Genomic DNA, 22,078 nt, shown 5'->3' on the forward strand with positions numbered 1-22,078 from the left:
CTCCTACCGCATCACCGTCGACAACCTCGCCGACTGGATCGCCACCCGCGGCTACAGCACCAGCTGACACCAACGCGCAAGGGCCCGACCCCACCAACGGGGTCGGGCCCTTACGTCAGCGCTCGGTCGCGCCGACCGGCTCGTTCCGCTCGGGCGTCTCGGCCGCGGCCAGTCGCTTCCCGCGCCGGCGCAGCCACCACGTGCTGGCCAGGCCGGCCAGCACGGCAAGCACCAGCCCGGCCCAGGAGATGTCCTTGAGCCAGTGCTCGGCGGCCCGGCCGACGTAGAACAACAGGTACGTCGTGCCGAACGCCCAGACCAGGCCGCCGGCCGCGTTCGCCACCAGGAACCGGCGGTACGGCACGTGCAGCGCCCCGGCCAGCGGGCCGGCGAGGATGCGCAGCAGCGCGACGAACCGGCCGAAGAAGACCGCCCACACACCGTGCCGGGCGAAGCTCTGCTCGGCGCGGGCCAGATGGGTCGGGCCGAGATGCTTCGGGAAACGCCGGCCCAGCCGTTCCAGCAGTGGCCGGCCGCCACGGCGGCCCACGGCGTACCCGATGGAGTCGCCGACGATCGCGCCGGTCGCCGCCGCGACGGCCACCCACTCGGGCTGGACCACCCCGGTGGCGGCGAGCAGGGCGGAGCTGACCAGCACGATCTCGCCGGGCAGCGGGACGCCCATGCTCTCGACGCCGATCACCCCGGCGACGATCAGGTAGATCACGCCGGGCGGTAGCGCGGAGAGCCAGTGCTGCACGTCGACCACGCTCCGACACTACCCGGGTGGAACTCAGCCCGTGGGGGTCAGAAGCTCCAGCCGGTTGCCGTGCGGGTCGTACGTGTGGAACCGCCGCATGCCGGGGATCTCGTCGTCGCCCCAGGTCACGGCGTGGCCGGCGGCGGCCAGCCGGGCGGCCAGCCGGTCCAGGTCGGCGCGGACCAGCGCCGGGTGGGCCTTGCGGGCGGGCACGAAATCGTCCTCCACGCCGAGGTGCAGTTCGGCGTCGTACCCGGTGAACCAGCAACCGCCGCGGGCGGCGAGGGCCGGGGGCTTGGGTTTCTCGGTGAGGCCGAGCAGATCGACGTAGAACGCGCGGGAGCGGTCCTCGGAGCCGCGCGGGCAGGCCAGCAGCACGTGGTGGATCATGGTGGCACCTCCTCGTCCCGCAGCGTGGCACGAGGTTGCGTGAATAGCAAGACGGACGTACGGTTTTGTAGAGACCGACGCAGGTAAGTGTCGCCTAAGCACGGCGGCGCCCCGGTCGGTGCGACAAACTGCTCAGGACTACTCACGGTCGCTGGTGTGAAGGAGTACGACGTGGCGAGCCTCGACACCTTCGGTGCGAAGACCCAGCTACGCGTCGGAGACGCGAGCTACGAGATTTTCAGGATCGGCCAGGTTCCGGGGCACGACAGACTGCCCTACAGCCTGAAGATCCTGCTGGAGAACCTGCTGCGGACCGAGGACGGCGCGAACATCACCGCCGACCACATCCGGCAGCTCGGCGGCTGGGACCCCACCGCCGACCCGAGCGTGGAGATCCAGTTCACCCCGGCCCGGGTGCTGATGCAGGACTTCACCGGCGTGCCCTGCGTGGTCGACCTGGCCACCATGCGCGAGGCGGTCCGCGACCTCGGTGGCGACGCCACCAAGGTGAACCCGCTCGCGCCGGCCGAGCTGGTCATCGACCACTCCGTCATCGCCGACCTGTTCGGCCGCGAGGACGCGTTCGAGCGCAACGTCGAGCTGGAGTACGAGCGCAACAAGGAGCGCTACCAGTTCCTGCGCTGGGGGCAGAGCGCGTTCAACGAGTTCAAGGTCGTCCCGCCGGGCACCGGCATCGTGCACCAGGTCAACATCGAGTACCTGGCCCGCACGATCATGGAGCGCAACGGCCAGGCGTACCCGGACACCGTCGTCGGCACCGACTCGCACACCACCATGGTCAACGGCCTGGGTGTGCTGGGCTGGGGCGTCGGCGGCATCGAGGCCGAGGCCGCGATGCTCGGCCAGCCGGTCAGCATGCTGATCCCCCGCGTGGTCGGCTTCAAGCTCTCCGGTGAGATGCCGGCCGGCACCACCGCCACCGACCTGGTGCTGACCATCACCGAGATGCTGCGCAAGCACGGCGTGGTCGGCAAGTTCGTCGAGTTCTACGGCCCCGGCGTGAGCGCGGTGCCGCTGGCCAACCGCGCCACCATCGGCAACATGTCGCCGGAGTACGGCTCCACCGTGGCGATCTTCCCGATCGACGCCGAGACGGTCCGCTACCTGGAGCTGACCGGCCGCGACGCGTCCCAGGTCGCGCTGGTCGAGGCGTACGCCAAGGAGCAGGGCCTCTGGCACGACCCGGACCACGAGCCGGAGTACTCGGAGCGCCTGGAGCTGGACCTCGGCACCATCGAGCCGTCCCTGGCCGGCCCGAAGCGCCCGCAGGACCGGGTGCCGCTGGGCAGCGCGAAGACGCTGTTCCGCTCGGCGCTGACCGACTACGTGGCGGCCGACGAGACCGGCGGCGACCCGGGCCGCAAGCCGGGCGTGCCGCAGCAGCAGAAGCCGTTCGGCACCGACGGCCCGGCCGACGAGGCCAGCGCCGAGTCGTTCCCGGCCAGCGACGCGCCGGCCAACGGCGTCAACGACCCGGCGGACGCGCCGCGTGACCTGGAGACCGCCGCCGTGGGCGCGGGTGGCCGGGCCACCAACCCGGTCCGGGTGACCGGCGCCGACGGCGTCGAGTACGAGCTGGACCACGGCGCGGTGGTGATCGCCGCGATCACGTCCTGCACCAACACCTCGAACCCGCAGGTGATGATCGGCGCCGCGCTGCTGGCCCGCAACGCGGTGGAGAAGGGCCTGGCCCGCAAGCCGTGGGTGAAGACCACCCTCGCGCCGGGCTCCAAGGTCGTCATGGACTACTACGACCGCGCCGGCCTCACGCCGTACCTGGACAAGCTCGGCTTCAACCTGGTCGGCTACGGCTGCACCACCTGCATCGGCAACTCCGGCCCGCTGCCGGAGGAGGTCTCCGCCGCCGTGAACGAGGGCGACCTGGCCGTCGTCTCGGTGCTCTCCGGCAACCGCAACTTCGAGGGCCGGATCAACCCGGACGTCAAGATGAACTACCTGGCGTCCCCGCCGCTGGTGGTCGCGTACGCGCTCGCCGGCACCATGGACATCGACCTGGCCAACGAGCCGATCGGCGAGGACGCCCAGGGCAACCCGGTGTTCCTGCGGGAGATCTGGCCGAACAGCGCCGAGATCCAGGACGTCATCGCCTCGGCGATCGGCGCCACCGGTTTCAGCGCCGCGTACGCCGACGTGTTCGCCGGTGACGAGCGCTGGCAGTCGCTGCCGACCCCGACCGGTGACACGTTCTCCTGGGCGGGCGACTCCACCTACGTGCGCAAGCCTCCATACTTCGAGGGCATGCAGCAGGAGCCGACCCCGGTGCAGGACATCGCCGACGCCCGCGTCCTCGCGAAGCTGGGCGACTCGGTGACCACCGACCACATCTCCCCGGCCGGTTCCATCAAGGCGGACTCCCCCGCCGGGAAGTACCTGGCCGAGCACGGCGTGGCCCGGCACGAGTTCAACTCGTACGGCTCCCGCCGCGGCAACCACGAGGTGATGATCCGGGGCACGTTCGCCAACATCCGGCTGCGCAACCAACTCGTCCCCGGGGTGGAGGGCGGCTTCACGGTCAACCACCTGACCGGCGAGCAGTCCTCGATCTACGACGCCTCGATGGCGTACCAGGAGGCGGGCGTCCCGCTGGTCATCCTGGCCGGCAAGGAGTACGGCTCGGGCTCGTCGCGGGACTGGGCGGCCAAGGGCACCATGCTGCTGGGCGTGAAGGCGGTCATCGCCGAGTCGTACGAGCGGATCCACCGCTCGAACCTGATCGGCATGGGCGTCCTGCCGCTCCAGTTCCCGGTCGACACCACCGCGGAGTCGCTGGGCCTGACCGGCACCGAGACGTTCTCGATCAGCGGGGTCACCGCGCTCAACGACGGCGACACCCCGCGCACGGTGAAGGTCACCACCGACACCGGTGTGGAGTTCGACGCCGTGGTCCGCATCGACACCCCCGGTGAGGCGGACTACTACCGGCACGGCGGCATCCTCCAGTACGTGCTGCGCCGCATGATCGCCAGCTAGCACCTGGTGTGCAAGGAGGGGCCCCTTGTTGACAGACGTCTGTCAACAAGGGGCCCCTCCTTGCTCGGTCACCAGGGCACCACGCCGGCGTCCTCGAAGAACCCGCCGGTCGGCCCGTCGTCGGGCAGCGTCGCCAGCCTGATCCCGATCGCCGCGCCCTGCTGCGGCGTACGCACCCCGCGGAAGCCGTTCAGGTCGGTCGCGGTGAAGCCGGGGCAGCCGGCGTTGATCAGGATGTTCGTGTCAGCGAGCGCGCGGGCGTACTGGATCGTCACCGCGTTGAGCATCGACTTCGACGGCGCGTAGGCCACGGAGAGCGGGCCCGTCCGCTCCTCCCCGGTGGAGGCGCTCTGCCGGGCGAGCGAGCCGACGCCGCTGGACATGTTGACGATCCGGGGCGCGGCCGAGCGGCGCAGCAGCGGCAGCATCGCCTCGGTGACCCGGATGACGCCGATCACGTTGACCTCGACCGCGGCCCGCACGGTCGCGACGTCCGCGCCGCCGGGCTGCTGCGGCATGCCGCCGGTGACGCCGGCGTTGTTGACCAGCACGTCGAGACCGCCGACCTGCTCGGCCAACAGGCGGGCGGCGGCGGTCACGCTCGCGTCGTCGGTCACGTCCAGCGGTACGCCGAACGCGTCCACGCCGGCCGCGCGCAGCTTCGCCACGGCGGCCTCCCGGCGCTGCCCGTCGCGGGCGCCGACGCCCACCCGCCAGCCGAGCGCGCCGAGCCCGGCCGCGATCTCGTACCCGATTCCCTTGTTCGCGCCGGTCACCAGCGCGATCGTGCCTGCACTCATGCGATCGATCCTGGCCGCGCCGGCACCGGGCGGCCAACACCGTCTCGGTAGCGGGCGATACCCGACGGGTATCGCCCGGAGGTACGGTGGCCGGGTGGAGACCCGGGAGTTGCGCTACTTCGTCGCGGTCGCCGAGGAGCTGCACTTCGGCCGCGCCGCGCGCCGCCTCGGCATCGCCCAACCACCGTTGTCGCGGGCGATCGCGCAGCTCGAACGGCGGCTCGGGGCGACGCTGCTGGCCCGCGACAGCCGGGCCGTCACGTTGACGCCGGCCGGCGCGGTGCTGCTGCGCGAGGGCCGGGCCGCGCTGGACGCGGTGGCCGCCGCCGACCGTCGCACCCGCCGCGCCGCGTCCACCGCGGCCGGCGAGCCCGGCCTGGTGCTGGCCACCAAGGCCGGCGCGTCGAGCGAGCTGCTGCCGAAACTGCTCGACGCGTACGCCGCCGAGCCCGACGCGGTCGCCGTGGAGGTGCTGCTGTGCGGCATCGGCGAACAGGAGCGGCTGCTGCGTGACGGGCGGGCCGACGTGGCGCTGCTGCACCTGCCGTTCGACTCGACGGCCGGGCTCGACACCGAGGAACTGGTGACCGAACAGCAGGTGGTGGTCCTGCCGGCCGGGCATCCGCTGGCCGGCCGGGCGCAGGTGTGGACGGCCGACGTCGCCGCGCTGCCCGACCTGCCGCTGCCGCGCTGGCCGCGCCGGGACGGCAGCTATCCGGACGGGCCGGGGCCCGAGGTCCGGGACCACGCCCAGTTGTTCCAGTTGATCGCGCTCGGCCGGACGGTGGCAGTGCTCCCCGAGTCGTGCCGGACGCTCCTGCGCCCCGACCTGGCCGCCGTGCCGGTGCCGGACGCGCCGGCGGTGACCACGGTGATCGCGTGGCCGCCGCACAGCCGGTCGCGGTCCCTGGCCGCCCTGGTCCGCACCGCCACCCGCCTCTAGCCACGCCCGCGCGGGCTGCCCAGCCACCGCTGCGGCCACGCGCCACGCTGCTCTCCTGAGGGCGCGCCACGCCACCCGGCCTTTGCCTGCCACGGCGACGCTCAGTAACCAGCGACCCTGCACGAGTCAAGGGCCGCACGCGCCAAGGTCCGCGCGGCCTAGGCGAGCAGGTCCTTGCGCATCTGCTGGGTGACCACCTGGTAGCCCGAGGTCCGGTAGAGCGTCGCCGCCGTCTCGTTGGCGCCGAAGACGTTGAGTTCCAGGGCCCGGGCGCCCCGCTCCCGGGCCATCCGCTCCCCCGCCGCGAGCAATGCCCGGCCCAGGCCCTGACCGCGGCGTTCGGCGACCACCTCGATGTCGTAGATGAAGGCGCAGTGGGGGACGCCGCGCGGATGGGTCAGGCCGATCCACAGCCGGCCGATCGACGAACCGTCGGGCAGCACGCCGATCAGGAGGAGCATGCCGGGCGTGGCCAGGCCGTCCGGCAGCAGGGCGGCATTGGCCTCCCGCGCCCGGTCGAGCGCCTCCGCCTCCGTCCAGTTGCCGGCCGACACGTGCTCCCGCGCGTACTCCACGGCCAGCTCGTCCTGCCAGCGGTCGAACTCCTCCGGGGCCATCGCGCGGACGGACACGGCCGGCTCAGTCACCGGCGGCCCGCCGACGCGCCTCACGCAGCTTCATGGCGTGCTCCAGCAGCGTGATCAGCACCTCCTTGGCCGACTCGCGCTGACGTGCGTCGCAGAGCACCACCGGCACGCCCGGGTCCAGGTCGAGCGCCGCCTGGACCTCGTCGAGCCGGAACTCCCGGGCCCCCTCGAAGCAGTTCACCGCCACCACGAACGGCGTGCCCCGCCCCTCGAAGTAGTCGATCGACGGGAAGCAGTCGGCCAGCCGGCGGGTGTCGGCGAGCACCACCGCGCCGAGCGCGCCCAGCGCCAGCTCGTCCCAGACGAACCAGAACCGGTCCTGTCCGGGTGTGCCGAACAGGTAGAGCACCAGATCGTCGCTGAGCGTGATCCGGCCGAAGTCCATCGCCACGGTGGTGGTCGACTTCGCCTCCACCCCGGACAGGTCGTCGATGCCGATCCCGGTCTCGGTCAGCACCTCTTCGGTACGCAGCGGCCGGGTCTCACTGACCGCGCCGACCATTGTGGTCTTGCCGACGCCGAAACCACCGGCGATCAGGATCTTGATCGCGGTGGGCAGCGGCGCTGCTCCCGCCGGCCGCTCAGAGCGCCCGTAGTCCATTGATTACCGCCTCGAAAACATGCTCGTCGGGAAGGCCGGCGGGGGTGGCGCGCGGCTCGCGTACCTGCACCAGACTGCGGGCCGCCAGGTCTCCGAGGAGGACCCGGACGGTGCCCACCGGCAGGTCGAGGTGGGCGGCGATCTCGGCCACGGAAAGGATCCGCTGACAGAGGCCGACTATCGCCACGTGCTCCGGGCCCAGCCCGGACTCCGACCCGACCTCGGCGCGGGTCGCGGTCACCAGGGAGATCAGGTCGAACGTGCCGGTCACCGGGCGGGCCCGGCCGCCGGTCACCGCGTACGGGCGGACCACCGGGCCCGCGTGGTCGTCGACCCACTCCTGCTCGGTGGACTCCCCCCGGCCTGTCATCGCGCCGTGTTCTCGCCGAGGGGCTGTTCCCGGGTGGGTGATGCGACGAACCGGCCGACCCGGGTGACCAGCATGGCCATCTCGTACGCGATCAGGCCGACGTCCGCGTCCTCCGCCGCCAGCACCGCCAGGCAGGCGTTGCGGCCGGCCGCGGTGACGAACAGGAAGGAGGACTGCATCTCGATGATGGTCTGCTGCACCTGACCACCGCCGAACCGCTTGCCCGCGCCCCGGGCCAGGCTCTGGATGCCCGCCGCCATCGCCGCCAGGTGCTCGCCGTCGTCCCTGCTCAACCCGCGGGACGAGGCCATCAGCAGTCCGTCGGTGGAGAGCGCCACGGCGTGTTCCGCCTGCTTGACCCGGCCGACCAGGTCATCCAGCAGCCACGCAAGATCCGCGCTCGAAGCCGTCTTCTGCGCCACTCGTCGTCCTCTTCTCCCCGGCTGGTGTGCCGTTCTCGTCCCGGATGCGTCGGCCTCGACGCCCGGTCAGGTGACCTGCTCGTTTCCGTCGGCCGGCCCGTCACCGGCCCCGTGCGCCCCGCCGAGCAGCCGCGCCGCGTCGGTGCGGCCACGTCGGGTTCCACTCTGGTAGGAGCTCATCATCCGGCGTACCTGCTCCGGCGCGCGCGCCGTGTCGTCCGCCCCGTCGTCGTCCGCCTCGGACCGTTCGTGCCGCAGCTCCGGGACGAGGTTGGCCTGGCGTACCCGGACGGGCAGCCCGGCGTCGGTCTGCGGCGGCGCCGCCGCCTCGGCCGCGGGCGGGGCGGGGCGGTTATCGACCACGGCCAGCTCCGCGGTCGGCCCGGCCACCGCGGGCTGCCGTTTGCGGGTACGCGCCGGCAGCCCGGACGGCGTCATCCGGGGCGCGGGCGGTGCCGGCTCGGCCTCCGGCGTGCCGGTGTCGACCGGGCCGAACCCGCCGGTGGTGCCGTCCTCGCCCACCCGGACCACGACGGTCTCCTCGGCGGGCCGGCCCGATCCGTCAGGCGCCACGGCGGCCGGCGACGACGCGGCGGCGTCGTCGCGGGCGTCGTCGGAGCCGCCCGGGTCGCCGGCGTCCGTGCTGATCAGCTCCCGCGGGATCAGCACCACCGCGGTCGTGCCGCCGTACGCCGACTCCCGGAGCTGCACCTTCACGCCGTGCCGCTCGGTGAGCCGGCTGACCACGAACAGGCCGAGCCGGGCGGCGTCGGCGAGGTTCAGCTCGGAGCGGTCCACGATGCGCGCGTTGGCGGCGGCCAGCTCGTCGCCGCTCATGCCGAGGCCGCGGTCCTCGATCTCGAGCGCGAAGCCGTTGGCGACCAGTTGACCGCGGACCTCCACAGTGGTCTGCGGCGGCGAGAAGGAGAGGCCGTTCTCGATCAGCTCGGCCAGCAGGTGGATCACGTCACCGACGGCGCGGCCGGTCAGCGACACCGCGCCGAGCGGCCGGACGGTCACCCGGGTGTAGTCCTCGACCTCGGCGACGGCGCCGCGCACCACGTCGACCATCGGCACGCTGCGCCGCCAGGCGCGGCCCGGCGTCGACCCGGAGAGCACGATCAGGTTCTCCGCGTTGCGCCGCATCCGGGTGGCCAGGTGGTCGACCCGGAACAGGTCCTCCAGCTCCTCGGCGTCGTGTTCCCGGCGTTCCATCGCGTCGAGCAGCGTGAGCTGGCGGTGCACCAGCGCCTGGGTGCGCCGGGCCAGGCTGAGGAACACGTCGCGGACGCTGCGGCGCAGCTCGGCCTGCTCGACGGCGGTGCGGACGGCGGTCTCCTGCACGGCGTTGAACGCCTTGCCGACCTGGCCGATCTCGTCGTCGCCGAACTGCAACGGCGGCGCCTCCCGGGCGACGTCCACCTCCTCGCCGTGCCCCAGCCGCTCCACCACGCTGGGCAGCCGCTCGTTGGCGAGCCGGAAGGCGGCCTCGCGCAGCCGTTCGAGCTGCCGGACCAGCGCGCGGGCCGTGGTGATCGAGACGATGACGGACGCGACGACGGCGATCAGGCCGAGACCGGCGGCGAGCACCAGCCGGATGATGACACCGACGGCGACCGGGGTGGCCCGGGACACGATGTCCTCACCGCCGGCGAGGATCACGCCGCGCAGGTCGGCCATCGCCCGGTCGGCGGCGGCCCGCCAGGCCGCGGCGGTGACCGGCGGGCGCACGTCCTCGCCCTTGGCCGCGAGCACCCGGTCCTGGAGCGTGCGTAGCTGCCCGAACGCCTCCCCCTCGACCATCTGCTGATAGCGGGACCGGTCGGTCGGGGCGAGTTCCCGGGCGGTCCGGTCGGCGAGGAACCACTGGGCGCCGACCAGCCGGGCGAACGCGGTCTGCTCGGCGACGGTCAGCCGGTTGGCCGAGACCGCGCCGGTGAGCAGCGCGTCCTGTTGGGACAGCAGCTCACGGGAGCGGTTCAGGTCGATCAGCGCCGCGGTGTCCCGGGCGATCTGGTCGTCGTCGAGACCGCCGAGCGCGTCGAAGACGGCGAAGATGCCGTCCACCGCCTCGTCGTACGCGGCCAGCGTCGCGGTCCGGTCGATGGTCTTGCGACCCACCTCGTCGCGGACCTGGACGAGCTGGCCGAGTTCGGCCTTCAGCTCGGCCAGCCGCTGCTCCAGCTCGTCGCTGGCCGGGACCTCGGTGCGCCAGTCCTGCACCGAGGTCCACAGCGCGGTGGCCGCGCTGTCGGTGCGCCCGCGCTGGGCCTGGAGCTCCTGCAACTGCCCGGGGTCGGACTCACCCAGGTAGCGCAGCGAGAGTCGGCGCTCGTTCTGCAGCTCCAGCAGCAGCGGGTCGCTCGGCTCGAAGACCCGCGCGTTGAGCGCCTGCACGCCGAGCAGGTTGAACCCGTCCCGTACGGTCACCCAGGCCGCGAACGCCCAGAGCGCGGTCAGCGACGCCAGCAGCGCGATGATCTTCGTACGGAGATTCGTACTGCGGGAACCCATCACACCGTCCTGGCCCGGTCTTCGGTCGGTCCGGAATCCGATCGACTCCGGCGCACGCTAGCAGCCGTCGTGAACTCCATTCAAGCGATCCTGATCATGGTGGGTGCCGGATGCGGCGACGTCCAGCCGGCCCGCCCCGACGCGGCCAGTACCGCCGCGCGCACGATCCGCGTCGGGCGGTAGAGGTCCTTGTCGTGCCAGAGTGCCGGACCACCGTCGCATCCGTCCAGCTCGGACAGTCGGGACCGGCCCCGGGCCAGCGCCGCGGCGATCCGGGGGTCCCCGGCGCGGCCCGCGCCGGTCAGGGCGAGCACCGCGTACGCGGTCTCCTCGGCGGTGCCCTGCCAGCGCCCCCACGATCCGTCCGCCCGCTGGGTGTCCAGCAGCCAGCCGACGCCCCGCTCGACGGCGGTCCGGGCCGCCCCGTCGGGCGCGTGGTCGGCCAGTGCGAGCAGCACCGCGTACGTCGCGTAGTACGCCGAGGCGTGCCAGCGGTCCTCCCACCGCCCGTCCGGCTCCTGCCGCTCGACGAGCCAGTCGGCGACCCGGCGGCGGGCCGCCGTCACGCCGGGCCGGGTCGCGTGCTCGCCGAGCGCGTCGAGCACGTGCGCGTTGGTGGTCAGCGAGGCGCCGTCCTCCCCCGGCCAGGTGCAGAAGTGGCGTCCGGTGTCGTACCCGGCGAGCGGGGCGACACCGAGCGGCCGGCCCAGTCGGGCCAGCACGTAGAGCACCACGGAGGTGGTGTCGGCGTCGGCCGGCAAGCCGGGCGCGGTGGCCGCGCCGGACGCGCCGACGGCTGCGCCCAACTCGGCCAGCACCGGCTCCGGCACCCGCAGCGGGACGCCGGCCCGGATCAGGGCGGCGAGCGCCCAGGCCCGTTCGAAGACGGTGATCGGGCTGGCGCAGGGCACCGGCCCGGGCCGGCCGACCCGGCGCAGGTAGTCCAGGGCGGGGCCGGGCTCGGGCCGGCCGAGCCAGGCGGCCGTGGCGGCCGGGGAGGCGCCCACCGAGCCGCTCGCCGAGGGGCGGACACCGGCCGCCCCGGGGGCCAGCTCGCCGGTCACCTCCAGCGCGTGCGCCAGCTTCGCCGGGACCGGCCGGCCGGTGGCCAGCAGGCCGCGTACCCGGGTCAGCCGGACCGGGTCGAGACCGGCCGGCAGGGGCAGGCGGGGCCGGTCCGCCCACCCGGCCAGCCCGGGCGGTGGGCCCGCCGGGCCGGTGAGACGCCGGTCCACGGCGGTCAGCAGCGCCGGCACGATCAGGTCGGTGGCCGGCAGGTCGGGCGGGGTGTCGCCGGGCAGCGCGGCGGCCAGGAACGCCAGGCCGCGGTGCGCGGCGGTGGCCGGCGCCGTGGCCGGCCCGGTCCGGTGCAGCTCGGTCAGCAGCGCCTCGACGGCGCTCAGCGTCGGCACCAGCGCGTAGCCGCCGGGCCCGCCCCAACCGCCGTCCGGGCGCTGCCGGTCGAGCAGCCAGGCCAGCCGGGTGTCGTGGCCGGGCAGCCAGGGTGCCAGCGCGGCCAGCCGGCCGGTCTCGTAGATCGACGGCGAGGTCTGCCCCGTCGGGTCGTCCGCGAGCGCGTCGACGAGTTCCCGCGCGGGCCCGCTCCGGGTGGCGGGCTGGGCGGTGAGGCTCACCGCACGCCCCAGAAGTCGGTGTGCCGGTAGAACCCGGTGGTGAACCCGAGCTGGCGGGACAGGAAGTCGGCCTCCCGGGGCGTCTCGTCGGCCAGTTTCGCCAGCAGCACCCGGCAGTGGTCGACCTGCTCGGCGAACCGCCGCTCGACCTCCGCCGGGTCGTCCACCAGCAGCAACGCGTTGAGATCGCCCGACTCCGCGTCCCGGCGGTACGTGCCGAGGTCGTTGACCAGGCGCAGCGCCCGCTGCACCTCGTCGCCGACCTCGATCAGCCGGTCCAGCGCGGCGGCGTCGGCGACCGATCCGGTGTGGATCCAGTGCGCCACGTTGACCACCGTGGCGGCGAGATTGTCCGCGTTGGCCAGGTACTCGGCGAGCGTGGGCCGGCCGGTGCGCCGCCACGTCCACTCGCGGGCCATCGCGTCCAGCGTGCGTTCCATGGTGGTGCGCCAGCGTCCGCGCAGGGCGGCGTAGCCGGGCGCGGTGGCGACGTCGTCGCGCAGTTCGGCGAGGAACCGGCCGAGCGGGTCGGTCGTCGACGCGCCGTCCAGCACGTCCAGGCAGGTACGGGCGATGCGGTCCACCTCGGCGCGGCTGGTCGCCCGCTGGTCGACCAGCCAGTCGACGGCGAAGCCCCACAGCACCGCGCGGTTGGTGACCGCCAGCTCGGCGGCGGTGTGCCAGGGCGCGCTGAACGCCATCGCCGAGGCGATGCTGCCGAACAGCGTCGCGTCGAACGGGTCGGCGGGAAACAGGTCGGGGTGCGCGGCGGCCACCCGGCGCAGGCCACGCTGGCCGTGCGCGACGAGCGCGCAGATCCGGCCCTGTTCCGCCGCGGCGGTGATCGGATCCGGCGTCGGTCCGCCGGTCACGCCGGCTCCGCCCGGCCGGCCGCGAGCAACGTCAGCTCGACCCGCTCGCGGGGTCGCAGCGCCGCCGCCAGGCGCAACCGGGGCACGTCGGGGCGACGCAGCCGGAAGCGGTAGCGGCTGAGCATCGTGGCGAGGATGAGCTGGGCCTCCAGATAGAACAGGTACATGCCGAGGCACTGGTGCGGGCCGCCGCCGAACGGGAAGTGGGCGTAACGGTGGCGGTCGCGGACCCGCTCCGGCCGGAACCGCTCCGGGTCGAACTCGTCCGGCCGGTCCCAGAACTGCCGCATCCGCTGGGTGATCAGCGGGCTGACCGCCATGGTGGCGCCGGCCTCGATCGGCACGCCGTCGATGACGTCGTCGGCGACCGCGCGGCGCGGGATGATCCAGCCGATCGGGTAGAGCCGCAGCAGCTCGTCCAGCACCATCCTGGTGTAGGTGAGGTGGTCCAGGTGCTCCCGGCGTACCGGGCCGTCACCGACCACGTCGTCGATCTCGGCGTAGAGCCGCTCGGCGACCTCGGGGTGCTGGTGCAGGTGCGGCCAGGCCCAGGTGAGCACGTTGATGGTGGTCTCGGTGGTGGCGGCGAACATGGCCACGGTGTCGTTGCGGACCTGCCGCTCGTCGAGCTGCCGGCCGTCGTCGGTGCGGGCCCGCCACAGGGTGGAGATGATGTCGTCGCCGGAGTCGGCGTCGTCGCGGGTCTGCCGCACGATCGGCACGAGCACGTCGTCCACGACGCGCACCGCGCGACGGAACGCCCGGTCGCCCGGCATCGGCAGCGACAGCGGCGCGAACGGCACGACGATGCGGGGGATGACCGCGGTGGCGATGCGGTCCTGGGCGTCGATCACGCGCATCGCGTCCGGCACCGAGATGCGGTCGGCGAAGAGCACCTTCATGATCGCCCGGCTGACGATGCGGGCCTGCTCGACGCCGATGTCGACCGGCCGCCCGGCGCGGTACGGCTCGTCCAGCTCGTCGACGGCGTCGGAGATGGCTCCGGCCATGCCGTCGATGAGCGCCTCCACCCGCTTGGCGGTGAACATCGGCTGCAACATCCGGCGGCTGGCGGACCAGACCTGCCCCTCGCCCAGGATGCCCTCGCCGAACAGTCGCTTGACCGGGCGCCAGAACAGTCCGTCGCCGGCCCGTTCGTAGTTGTCCGCCCGGTCGCGCAGCACGTGCTGCACGTGCCGGGGGTGGGTGACCAGGTACGGGCGGAACGAGCCGAGGTTGAGCCGGACCAGTTCGCCACCGGTGCGGTTGCCCACGTCGATCAGCGCGCGGGCCGGGTCCCGCAGGACGGCGGGCAGGATCTGCCGCAGCGGCACGACACGAGGCCGGCCGGTGGGCCGGGACAGGCCGGACGAATCGACCACCTGAACGCTCCCTCGGGTTGCTGAGGGTCGCTACCCCGTCTCGACCCGTGAACGTTGCTCGCGAGCATGCCATCCTGGGCGTTGAATCAAAAGACGGCAACGAGGATATTTCACTTAACAACAATCTCTTTGTCGAGAATGGAGCCCGTGGGATATGCGTCACGCCGAAAGTTTTGCGGGTAAGGCCGGGCCCCCGCTCAACGCCTCCGGTATAGCTCGGAGCCCCGCTTGACACCTGCCTCGCCGGCGCGGGAACGCGGGCGCGGGCCCGTCCGCTGTGCCAAGCTTCGGGCATGGACGACAAGACCATCCTGAGCCGGATCTCCGAACTCGTCGACGAGGAGCACCGGCTGCGCGCCGGCGCGCAGCAGCACGAGGCCGGCACCGACGACGAGGCCCGCGAGCGGCTCCGGCACCTGGAGGAGTCCCTGGACCAGTGCTGGGACCTGCTCCGCCGTCGCCGGGCGGCCCGGCAGGCACACGGCGACCCGGACGCCCAGGGTGAGCGCCCGGTGCCGGAGGTCGAGCGCTACCTCCAGTGACCCGCGCTCAGGGCGGCACCGCCGTCCGCAGCGGTACCGCCGAGCCGACGTCCCGGGCGGGACGGATCCCGCCCGGGACGCTCACGGTTCAGCGGATCCCCGCCTCCCGCAGCAGCACCTCGGTCAGCGCCACCGGATCGGTGTCGACGGCGGGCAGCCCCCGGGCGGTGAACCAGGCGGCCACCACGCGTACGTCGCGGGCCAGGAACTCGGCCCCCTGCGGGTTGGCCACCACGTCCACCACCTGCGGCAGGTCGATCAGGACCAGCCGGCCGGCGTGCACCAGGAGGTTGTACGGGGACAGGTCGCCGTGGGCGTACCCGGCCCGCGCCAGCACCACCAGGGCGTCGACCAACTGCTCCCACAGGTCGCGCAGCTCGTCGTCGTCCGGTCGGACCTGGGCCAGCCGGGGCGCGGCCTCGCCCGCCCCGGCGTCGCCCACGAACTCCAGCATCAGCTCGGTGCCGAGCAGCTGCACCGGGTAGGGCACGGCGATCCGCCCGGAGGCGGCGCCGATCTCCCACAGCCGGGACAGCGCGGCGAACTCGGCCGCCGCCCACTGCCCGGCGATCATCTGCCGGCCGAACGCGGTACGCCCGGCCATCGCCCGCATCTCCCGCGACCGGCGTACCCGGCGACCCTCCAGGTAGCCGGCGTCACGGTGGAAGAGCCGGTGCTGGGCGTCCCGGTAGCGCTTGACCGCCAGCAGGCAGCCCCGGTCGGTGTCCGGCACCGCGCGGCGGACCAGGTGGACGTCCGCCTCCTTGCCGGTCTTGAGCATCCCCAGCTCGGTGTCCCGGGCGGCCAGCTCGGTCACCAGCCAGGCCGGGTGCGGCTCCGGCCCGTGGACGGCCTGGTCCCAGGAGGACCAGCGGTCCTCCGCGTCGGGCTCGGCGTCCGGGTCGGCGAGGGTCGGGGCCGGCCGGCCCCGCTTCAGGAAGTCGGGTTCGTCGTCGTCGAAGCGGCTCTTGCCGCGGCCACGGCGCGGCTGCGCCGGGAAGTCGTGATCGCGCACGGGTGGATCTGTCCTTCGGTCGAGTCTGGTGGAGGCAGGCGGAACGACCCTGCAAAGACGGCCATGACCGACCTCCTCTCCTCGACCGGGCGACCCGGTTGCGCCCTCGCGCGGCACCATGCTCGTGGGCCGGCCCCGGCGGGGCAACCGATTTTCCCCGCTCAGCCCGCCAGCACGGCGGCCACGGCCGGGATCAGCCCGTCCTCCACCCGGGTCGGCGCGAAGCGGGGATCCGACCAGCGCCGCCCCCGGTGCAGCCAGACGCTGGGCAGGCCCACCGCGGTCGCGCCGCCGATGTCCGCCTCCGGGCTGTCGCCGATCACCCACGCGCCGCGCAGCGGCAACCGGGCCCGCTGGGCGGCGAGCGCGAAGATCCGGGGGTTGGGTTTGCTGACCCCGGCCTCCTCGGAGATCACCCAGTCGGCGACGTACCGGTCCAGGCCGGTCCGGCGGATCTTGGTGTCCTGCTGGCGTTCCGCGCCGTTGGTGACCACCACCGGCACCCAGCCCGCGTCGGCGGCGATCCGCAGCGCGCAGGCCACCAGCGGATCCAGCCGCATGTGCGCCACCACGCCGTCGTGCAGCTCCTCGACCAGGTCGATCGACGGGATGCGCAGCCCGTAGCGGTCCCGGATGGCGTCGGCCACGTCCCACCGGTTGGTCAGCCCGTCCGCGTCGACGGAGACCAGCCAGTCGAGGTCGACGGGCGGCGCGCCGATGCTCTCCAGGAAGCGTGCTCCCCAGGCGCGGAACGGCCCGTCGCGGTCCAGCAGGGTGTCGTCCAGAGCGAGCAGGAGCAACGGCACCTGAGCACCCTACGGGAACGCCCTGGGCACCGGCAGGGCCGGAGGTCCCGCTCGCGGTCAGGCGACGAGCGTCGCGCGGGCGGCCCCGGCGTCGGGCAGCCGGTCGAGCAGCATGGTGTGCGCCGCGCGGGTGTCCGCCAGGACCGCCGGGTCCAGCGTCGCCACCAGCACGTCCTCCCCGGCGTCCGCGCCCCGGGCCAGCGCCCGGCCCTCCGGGTCGTAGACCGCCGCGCCACCGTTGAACCGCCAGGGCGCCACGCCGCCGACCGCGTTGGCGAAGACCACGAACATGGTGTTGTCCAGCGCGCGGGCCGCGTAGTAGAGGTCCCGACGGTGCGCCGAGCCGGCCAGGTAGCCGCTGGGGCAGAGGTAGCCGTGCGCGCCGTCGCCCGCCGCGGCCCGGCCGTGCTCCGGGAAACAGCCGTCGTAGCAGATGCCGAGGCCGAACCGCCACGTGTCGACCACCAGCGTGGCGCCCCGCCGGCCGGCGTCGAACAGCTCGCGTTCGCCGCTCCAGAGCTGCTGCTTGTCGTACGCCGCGGTGACCGTGCCGGTCGGGTCCACCACCAGCGACGAGATGGTGCGCCGCCGGTCCGGGTGGCGGACCGCCGCGCCGATCACCACGGCGGTCCCGCCGTCCCGCGCGGCGGCGCGCAGCGGGTCCAGCCGGGCGTCGTCGACCCGCCCGTCCGGGTCGGCGGTCACGTCCGTCCCGGACGGGTCCGCGCCCAGCGTCGGCGGGTGGTACGCGGGCAGGAACAGCTCGGGCAGCACCACGACGCGGGCCCCGGCGGCCCGGCCGACCAGGCGGGCGGCGGCTCGCGCGTTCCCGGCGACGTCACCGGGCACCGGTTGCGCCTGCACGGCGGCGACGGTCAGCGGGGTCATCACCGGATGGTAGCCAACCCACCTCGCAAGCCGTACGTACGGTTTGCGTCGGCCCCCGCCACCTGCGACGATCGCACCGTGCCCAGAGTAAGTCAGGACCAGCTCGACGCGCGCCGGCAGGAGATCCTCGCCGCGGCGCGGGCGTGTTTCGCCCGGCACGGCTACGAGGGCGCCACCGTGCGGCGGCTGGAGGAGGCCACCGGTCTCTCCCGGGGCGCGATCTTCCACCACTTCCGGGACAAGGACTCACTCTTCCTCGCCGTGGCCGAGGACGACGCCGCCGCCATGGTGGAGACCGTGGCCCGCAACGGCCTGGTCCAGGTGATGCGGGACCTGCTCGCCCGCGCGGTCTCCCCGGACACCACCGGCTGGCTCGGCAGTCAGCTCGAGGTCTCCCGCCGGCTGCGGACCGACCCGGCGTTCGCCAAGCGCTGGTCCGAGCGCTCGGCGGCCATCGCCGAGGCGACCCGGGAACGGCTGCTCCGCCAGCGCGAGGCCGGCGTGCTCCGCGACGACGTGCCGATCGACGTGCTGGCCCAGTTCCTGGAGCTGGCCTACGACGGGCTGGTGCTGCACCTGGCGATGGGCCGGCCGGCCGGCGACCTGACCCGCGTGCTGGACCTGGTCGAGGAGGCCGTCCGCCGGCACTGACGTCTCGGTCCGGTAACTGGCCGCCCCACGGAGATCGACACTGGCGTACCTGCTCCACAATGAGCCGCGACCCCCTCGCGACAGGAGCACAGCATGACCGTCCTCGCGGCCGACACCTGGGGCATCCCCGGCCCCGTCTTCCTGCGCTGGTATCTCGTCGCGGCCGTCGTCCTGGTCGTGGGCACGGCGGTGTACCGGTTCCGCGCGCTGGCCGGCACCCCGGTCCCGGACCACGGCTCGCTCGGTCCGCAGCAGGTCGCGTACCTCAACGGGGGCGACCAGCTCGCGGTCTGGACCGCGCTCGGCGGCCTGCGCCGGGCCGGCGCGGTGGGCGTGCATCCGGACCGGCGGCTGGCCACCGGCGGACCGCTGCCGGCCGGGCTCACCCCGCTGGACCAGGCCGTCCACCACGCGGCCAGCCAGGGCCTGCGCGCCCGGGAGCTGCCCCGCGACGAGTGGGTCCGGCGTGCCCTCGACGAGCTGCGCGACGGCCTGGTCCGCCGCGGCCTGGCGCTGGACCCGGAGCGGCGCCGCACGCTGCGACGCGGGTCCACCCTGCTCGGCCTGCTGCTGGTGCTCGGCGTGGCGCGTGCCTTCTTCGGGCTGACCAACGGCCGGCCCGCCGGCTTCCTACTCCTCACCCTGGTCCCGCTCATCGTCGCGTTCCTGCTGCTCAACCGCGTGCCGTGGCGCACCCGGGCGGCCACCGCCGCGCTGCGCGACCTGCGCCGCCGGCACACCGCGCTGCGTCCCGCCGCCGCGCCGGCGTACGCCACGTACGGCCCGTCGGCCACCGCCATGGCGGTGGCGCTGTTCGGCACCGCCACGCTCTGGACCATGGACCCGGGCTTCGCGGAGCAGGCCGAGATCCAGCGCCAGGCGATGGGTACGGCGGGCAGCTCCGGCAGCTCGTGCGGCGGTTCCTCCTCCTGCTCCGGCGGCTCCTCCTCGTGCGGCGGCGGCAGCTCCTGCGGCGGGGGTGGCGGCTGCGGGGGCGGCGGCGGGTGCGGCGGATGAGCGGCCCGTCCGGCGTCGGCATCGGCTGGCGGCCCGAGATCGCCGGCTTCGTGGCCGACCTGCCGGGACTGCGCTTCGTCGAGGTGGTCGCGGAGGCGGTCGCGCCGGCCGGACCACTGCCCGACGGCCTGACCGAGCTGCGCGCCCGCGACGTCACCGTCGTACCCCACGGGGTGCGTCTCTCGCTCGGCGGCGCGGAACCGGTCGACCCGGCCCGGGTGGCGCACCTGGCCGCGGTGGCCACGGCGCTGGACGCGCCGCTGGTCAGCGAGCACATCGCGTTCGTGCGGGCCGGTGGCCTGGAGGCCGGCCACCTGCTGCCGCTGCCCCGCAGCCGGGAGGCGGTGGCCGCGGTGGTGGCCAACGTCCGGCGGACGCGGGCGGAGCTGCCGGTGCCGCTGGCGCTGGAACCGATCGCCGCGCTCTTCGACTGGCCCGACGACGAGCTGGACGAGGCCGACTTCCTCACCGAGATCCTCGACGCGACCGACGCGCTGCTGCTGCTCGACGTCGCCAACGTGCACGCCAACGCGCGCAACCGGGGCGGCGACCCGGCCGCGATGCTGGACCGGCTGCCGCTGGAGCGGATCGCCTACGTGCACGTGGCCGGCGGGTCCGAGGCCGGCGGCTTCTACCACGACACGCACACCGATCCGGTGCCCGCCGAGGTGCTCGACCTGGTCCGGGAGCTGTGCGCCCGGCACCGCCCGCCGGCGCTGCTGCTGGAACGCGACGGCCACTACCCGCCCGCCGCCGAGCTGCGCGGCGAGCTGGACGCGCTCGCCGCCGCGTCCGGGTACCCGGTGGTCACGTGAGCGGCGACCTGGCGGCCCGGCAGGCCGAGCTGGTGGCGACGCTGGTCGCGGGCGGGCCGCTGCCGCCCGGCTTCGCCGCCGCGCCGGTCGAGGCCGCCCGTCGGGCGCTGAGACGCAAGCGCGCCGGCGACGTGGCCCGGCACTGGCCGCTGCTCGCCGCCGGCCTCGGCGCCGACTGGCCGGCGGTCTTCGTCGACTGGGCGGCCGGCCGCCCCACCAACGGCTCGCTGCGCGACGGCTGGGACCTGGCCCGCGAGCTGCGCGACCGGGGCACGCTGCCGCCGCTGGGCGCCGACGAGCTGGCCGGGCGCGAGGCGGCGAACCGCTACGACGGCCGCGGCGCGCCCCGACGCCGCCGCCTCCCGGCGCTCGCCCGCACCGGCGGCGCCGTCGTGGTCCAGTTCGCCGGCCGGGTACGCCTGCTGCGGCCCGCCCCGCGCTGACCGGTCCGCACCCGATGCGGCAGGATCGGGCCATGGATCTCGGACTGGCCGACCGGGTGTACGTGCTGACCGGCGCCTCCGGTGGCCTCGGTCTCGCCACCGCCCGGCAGCTCGTCGCGGACGGGGCTCGGGTGGTGGTCTCCGCGCGGGCCCCGGAACGGGTGGCTGCCGCCGTCGAGGCGCTCGGCGGCCCGGCGCGGGCCATCGGGCTGACCGCCGACCTGGCCGACCCCGGCACTCCGGACCGCCTCGTGGCGGCGGCCCGCGAACACTTCGGCCGGCTCGACGGCGCGCTGGTCTCGGTCGGCGGGCCGCCCGGGGGCACCGCCGCCGAGGTCACCGACGCGCAGTGGCGGGAGTCGTTCGAAACGGTCTTCCTGGGCAGCGTCCGGCTCGCCCGCACGGTGGCCGGCGCGCTCACCGACGGCGGCGCGATCGCCCTGGTGCTGTCCACCTCGGTGCGCGAGCCGCTGGCCGGGCTGGGCATCTCCAACGGCCTCCGACCGGGCCTGGCCGGGGTGGCCAAGGACCTGGCCGTCGAGTACGGTCCGCGCGGCGTACGGGTGGTGAGCCTGCTGCCCGGCCGGATCATGACCGACCGCAACCGGGAGCTGCTGGCCGCCTCCGGGGACGCCGACCGGGCCCGCGCCGCGGCGGAGGCGGCGATCCCGCTCGGCCGCATCGCCGAGCCCGCCGAGTTCGGCCGGGTGGCCGCATTCCTCCTCTCCCCCGCCGCGAGCTACGTCACCGGGGTCACCGTGCCGGTCGACGGCGGTGCCCTGCGTGGCCTGTGACGGCACGTCGACGACCTCGCGGCCCGGTGCCGGCGCGGTGACGCGCCCGCGACCCGGTGCCATCGCGGTGACGCGCCCGCGACCCGGGACGGCACGTCGGTGAACGACCGACGCCGCCCCGCCGGCGGGCGACCCGAACCCGCGACCGGTCCCGCCGCGCCCGCCCGGCGTCACCCGCGACCCAGCCGGGAGCAGCTCGCCGCGGCGGCCGACCGGCTGCTGCCCGACGTGATCGGGCCCGGTCTGGACGTGCTCTTCGTCGGCATCAACCCGGGCCTGTGGTCGGCGGCCACCGGCTGGCACTTCGCCCGCCCGGGCAACCGGTTCTGGCCGGCGCTGCACCGGGGCGGGTTCACCCCACGCCTGTGGCACCCCAGCGAGCAGGACGAGCTGCCCGCGCTGGGGCTGGGCATCACGAACATGGTGGCCCGGGCCAGCGCCCGCGCCGACGAGCTGACCGCCACGGAACTGGTCGAGGGCGCACGCGTGCTCACCGACAAGGTCGAGCATCACCGACCGCGCTGGGTGGCGGTGGTCGGGGTGACCGCGTACCGGATCGGTTTCGCCCGGCCGAAGGCCGGCTTCGGGCCGCAACCGGAGCCGCTCGGGCCGGCGCGGCTCTGGGTGCTGCCCAACCCGAGCGGGCTGAACGCGCACTTCACGCCGGAGACGCTCGGCGCCGCGTTCGGTGAGCTGCGCGCGGCGGTCACCGGCGGATAGCGCCTTCCGGCGCCGCCGCGCGTCGTCGGTCCGACGATGA

At 74.4% G+C, this 22,078-nt stretch carries 23 protein-coding genes; 9 read left to right on the plus strand and 14 right to left on the minus strand.

Annotated features, from left to right (window positions below; genetic code table 11):
* Positions 1 to 115: 115 nt before the first annotated feature.
* Complete coding sequence (locus ACLQ2W_RS33195) at positions 116 to 769, minus strand: DedA family protein (protein WP_425791776.1); 654 nt, start codon at positions 767 to 769, stop codon at positions 116 to 118.
* Positions 770 to 793: 24 nt separating this feature from the next.
* A complete protein-coding gene (locus ACLQ2W_RS33200; protein ID WP_425791778.1) occupies positions 794 to 1,150 on the minus strand; it encodes a VOC family protein in 357 nt (118 codons plus the stop codon).
* 156 nt (positions 1,151 to 1,306) lie between these two features.
* On the opposite strand from ACLQ2W_RS33200, the gene ACLQ2W_RS33205 reads away from it, so the two are divergent.
* Complete coding sequence (locus ACLQ2W_RS33205) at positions 1,307 to 4,162, plus strand: aconitate hydratase (RefSeq protein ID WP_425791780.1); 2,856 nt, start codon at positions 1,307 to 1,309, stop codon at positions 4,160 to 4,162.
* Positions 4,163 to 4,230: 68 nt separating this feature from the next.
* Here ACLQ2W_RS33205 and ACLQ2W_RS33210 read toward each other — a convergent pair whose 3' ends face one another.
* Positions 4,231 to 4,962 carry an SDR family oxidoreductase gene (locus tag ACLQ2W_RS33210; protein ID WP_425791782.1) on the minus strand — a complete coding sequence of 244 codons (732 nt, stop codon included), beginning with the start codon at positions 4,960 to 4,962 and terminating at the stop codon, positions 4,231 to 4,233.
* Positions 4,963 to 5,056: 94 nt separating this feature from the next.
* Here ACLQ2W_RS33210 and ACLQ2W_RS33215 point away from each other — a divergent pair, with 94 nt between their 5' ends.
* Positions 5,057 to 5,905: a LysR family transcriptional regulator gene (locus ACLQ2W_RS33215; protein ID WP_405090358.1), complete on the plus strand. Its 849-nt coding sequence runs from the start codon at positions 5,057 to 5,059 to the stop codon at positions 5,903 to 5,905.
* Positions 5,906 to 6,063: 158 nt separating this feature from the next.
* Here ACLQ2W_RS33215 and ACLQ2W_RS33220 read toward each other — a convergent pair whose 3' ends face one another.
* From ACLQ2W_RS33220 to ACLQ2W_RS33255, 8 genes are all read right to left on the minus strand, one after another.
* Positions 6,064 to 6,537, minus strand: coding sequence for a GNAT family N-acetyltransferase (locus ACLQ2W_RS33220; protein WP_425791784.1), 474 nt, complete (start codon positions 6,535 to 6,537; stop codon positions 6,064 to 6,066).
* Positions 6,538 to 6,544: 7 nt separating this feature from the next.
* Entirely contained in the window at positions 6,545 to 7,153 is a 609-nt protein-coding gene (locus ACLQ2W_RS33225) for a GTP-binding protein (protein WP_405090360.1), read from the minus strand.
* Positions 7,134 to 7,523: a DUF742 domain-containing protein gene (locus ACLQ2W_RS33230; RefSeq protein WP_107162529.1), complete on the minus strand. Its 390-nt coding sequence runs from the start codon at positions 7,521 to 7,523 to the stop codon at positions 7,134 to 7,136. The genes ACLQ2W_RS33225 and ACLQ2W_RS33230 overlap by 20 nt, the downstream gene beginning before the upstream one ends.
* Positions 7,520 to 7,945 (minus strand): roadblock/LC7 domain-containing protein, encoded by a 426-nt coding sequence (locus ACLQ2W_RS33235; protein ID WP_091573440.1) that lies wholly within the window; start codon positions 7,943 to 7,945, stop codon positions 7,520 to 7,522. The genes ACLQ2W_RS33230 and ACLQ2W_RS33235 overlap by 4 nt, the downstream gene beginning before the upstream one ends.
* A 66-nt stretch (positions 7,946 to 8,011) precedes the next feature.
* Entirely contained in the window at positions 8,012 to 10,459 is a 2,448-nt protein-coding gene (locus tag ACLQ2W_RS33240) for a nitrate- and nitrite sensing domain-containing protein (protein ID WP_425791787.1), read from the minus strand.
* An 80-nt stretch (positions 10,460 to 10,539) separates the two neighbouring features.
* On the minus strand, positions 10,540 to 12,093 hold the full coding sequence (locus ACLQ2W_RS33245) for a prenyltransferase (protein ID WP_425791789.1): 1,554 nt from the start codon (positions 12,091 to 12,093) through the stop codon (positions 10,540 to 10,542).
* Complete coding sequence (locus tag ACLQ2W_RS33250; protein WP_405090364.1) at positions 12,090 to 12,965, minus strand: terpene synthase family protein; 876 nt, start codon at positions 12,963 to 12,965, stop codon at positions 12,090 to 12,092. The genes ACLQ2W_RS33245 and ACLQ2W_RS33250 overlap by 4 nt, the downstream gene beginning before the upstream one ends.
* A complete protein-coding gene (locus tag ACLQ2W_RS33255; protein WP_425791811.1) occupies positions 12,962 to 14,299 on the minus strand; it encodes a cytochrome P450 in 1,338 nt (445 codons plus the stop codon). Before ACLQ2W_RS33255 ends, ACLQ2W_RS33250 begins: the two co-directional genes overlap by 4 nt.
* A gap of 341 nt (positions 14,300 to 14,640) precedes the next feature.
* On the opposite strand from ACLQ2W_RS33255, the gene ACLQ2W_RS33260 reads away from it, so the two are divergent.
* Positions 14,641 to 14,889: a DUF2630 family protein gene (locus ACLQ2W_RS33260; RefSeq protein WP_107162524.1), complete on the plus strand. Its 249-nt coding sequence runs from the start codon at positions 14,641 to 14,643 to the stop codon at positions 14,887 to 14,889.
* Between the two features lie 88 nt (positions 14,890 to 14,977).
* Here the strand turns inward: ACLQ2W_RS33260 and ACLQ2W_RS33265 are convergent, their stop codons facing one another.
* The 3 genes from ACLQ2W_RS33265 to ACLQ2W_RS33275 all read right to left on the minus strand — a co-directional run bounded on the left by ACLQ2W_RS33265 (position 14,978) and on the right by ACLQ2W_RS33275 (position 17,598).
* Positions 14,978 to 15,904 (minus strand): serine protein kinase RIO, encoded by a 927-nt coding sequence (locus ACLQ2W_RS33265; protein WP_405090365.1) that lies wholly within the window; start codon positions 15,902 to 15,904, stop codon positions 14,978 to 14,980.
* 161 nt (positions 15,905 to 16,065) lie between these two features.
* The gene (locus ACLQ2W_RS33270) at positions 16,066 to 16,710 is read right to left on the minus strand and encodes an HAD family hydrolase (protein ID WP_281938646.1); all 645 of its coding nucleotides are present in this window, start codon (positions 16,708 to 16,710) and stop codon (positions 16,066 to 16,068) included.
* 57 nt (positions 16,711 to 16,767) lie between these two features.
* On the minus strand, positions 16,768 to 17,598 hold the full coding sequence (locus ACLQ2W_RS33275) for a carbon-nitrogen hydrolase family protein (protein ID WP_425791792.1): 831 nt from the start codon (positions 17,596 to 17,598) through the stop codon (positions 16,768 to 16,770).
* Between the two features lie 78 nt (positions 17,599 to 17,676).
* Between ACLQ2W_RS33275 and ACLQ2W_RS33280 the strand changes: the two genes are divergently transcribed.
* From ACLQ2W_RS33280 to mug, 6 genes are all read left to right on the plus strand, one after another.
* Positions 17,677 to 18,249 (plus strand): TetR/AcrR family transcriptional regulator, encoded by a 573-nt coding sequence (locus ACLQ2W_RS33280; RefSeq protein WP_107162520.1) that lies wholly within the window; start codon positions 17,677 to 17,679, stop codon positions 18,247 to 18,249.
* Between the two features lie 93 nt (positions 18,250 to 18,342).
* On the plus strand, positions 18,343 to 19,266 hold the full coding sequence (locus ACLQ2W_RS33285; protein ID WP_281943833.1) for a TIGR04222 domain-containing membrane protein: 924 nt from the start codon (positions 18,343 to 18,345) through the stop codon (positions 19,264 to 19,266).
* Positions 19,263 to 20,081: a DUF692 domain-containing protein gene (locus ACLQ2W_RS33290; RefSeq protein ID WP_425791795.1), complete on the plus strand. Its 819-nt coding sequence runs from the start codon at positions 19,263 to 19,265 to the stop codon at positions 20,079 to 20,081. Before ACLQ2W_RS33285 ends, ACLQ2W_RS33290 begins: the two co-directional genes overlap by 4 nt.
* Positions 20,078 to 20,524 (plus strand): hypothetical protein, encoded by a 447-nt coding sequence (locus ACLQ2W_RS33295; RefSeq protein WP_425791797.1) that lies wholly within the window; start codon positions 20,078 to 20,080, stop codon positions 20,522 to 20,524. The genes ACLQ2W_RS33290 and ACLQ2W_RS33295 overlap by 4 nt, the downstream gene beginning before the upstream one ends.
* Positions 20,525 to 20,556: 32 nt before the next feature.
* A complete protein-coding gene (locus ACLQ2W_RS33300; protein WP_425791798.1) occupies positions 20,557 to 21,318 on the plus strand; it encodes an SDR family oxidoreductase in 762 nt (253 codons plus the stop codon).
* A gap of 99 nt (positions 21,319 to 21,417) precedes the next feature.
* A complete protein-coding gene (mug, locus tag ACLQ2W_RS33305; protein WP_425791800.1) occupies positions 21,418 to 22,038 on the plus strand; it encodes a G/U mismatch-specific DNA glycosylase in 621 nt (206 codons plus the stop codon).
* The last annotated feature ends 40 nt before the right edge of the window (positions 22,039 to 22,078 follow it).

The organism is Micromonospora sp. DT227, from assembly GCF_049841835.1.
In the GTDB taxonomy this organism is placed as follows: domain Bacteria; phylum Actinomycetota; class Actinomycetes; order Mycobacteriales; family Micromonosporaceae; genus Micromonospora.

Coding starts and splice junctions, on each gene's coding strand:
- ACLQ2W_RS33260 (WP_107162524.1), top strand. CDS start 14,641: ATGGACGACAAGACCATCCTGAGCCGGATCTCCGAACTCGTCGACGAG.
- ACLQ2W_RS33200 (WP_425791778.1), bottom strand. CDS start 1,150: ATGATCCACCACGTGCTGCTGGCCTGCCCGCGCGGCTCCGAGGACCGC.
- ACLQ2W_RS33240 (WP_425791787.1), bottom strand. CDS start 10,459: ATGGGTTCCCGCAGTACGAATCTCCGTACGAAGATCATCGCGCTGCTG.
- ACLQ2W_RS33300 (WP_425791798.1), top strand. CDS start 20,557: ATGGATCTCGGACTGGCCGACCGGGTGTACGTGCTGACCGGCGCCTCC.
- ACLQ2W_RS33225 (WP_405090360.1), bottom strand. CDS start 7,153: ATGGACTACGGGCGCTCTGAGCGGCCGGCGGGAGCAGCGCCGCTGCCC.
- ACLQ2W_RS33230 (WP_107162529.1), bottom strand. CDS start 7,523: ATGACAGGCCGGGGGGAGTCCACCGAGCAGGAGTGGGTCGACGACCAC.
- ACLQ2W_RS33210 (WP_425791782.1), bottom strand. CDS start 4,962: ATGAGTGCAGGCACGATCGCGCTGGTGACCGGCGCGAACAAGGGAATC.
- ACLQ2W_RS33275 (WP_425791792.1), bottom strand. CDS start 17,598: ATGACCCCGCTGACCGTCGCCGCCGTGCAGGCGCAACCGGTGCCCGGT.
- ACLQ2W_RS33285 (WP_281943833.1), top strand. CDS start 18,343: ATGACCGTCCTCGCGGCCGACACCTGGGGCATCCCCGGCCCCGTCTTC.
- ACLQ2W_RS33290 (WP_425791795.1), top strand. CDS start 19,263: ATGAGCGGCCCGTCCGGCGTCGGCATCGGCTGGCGGCCCGAGATCGCC.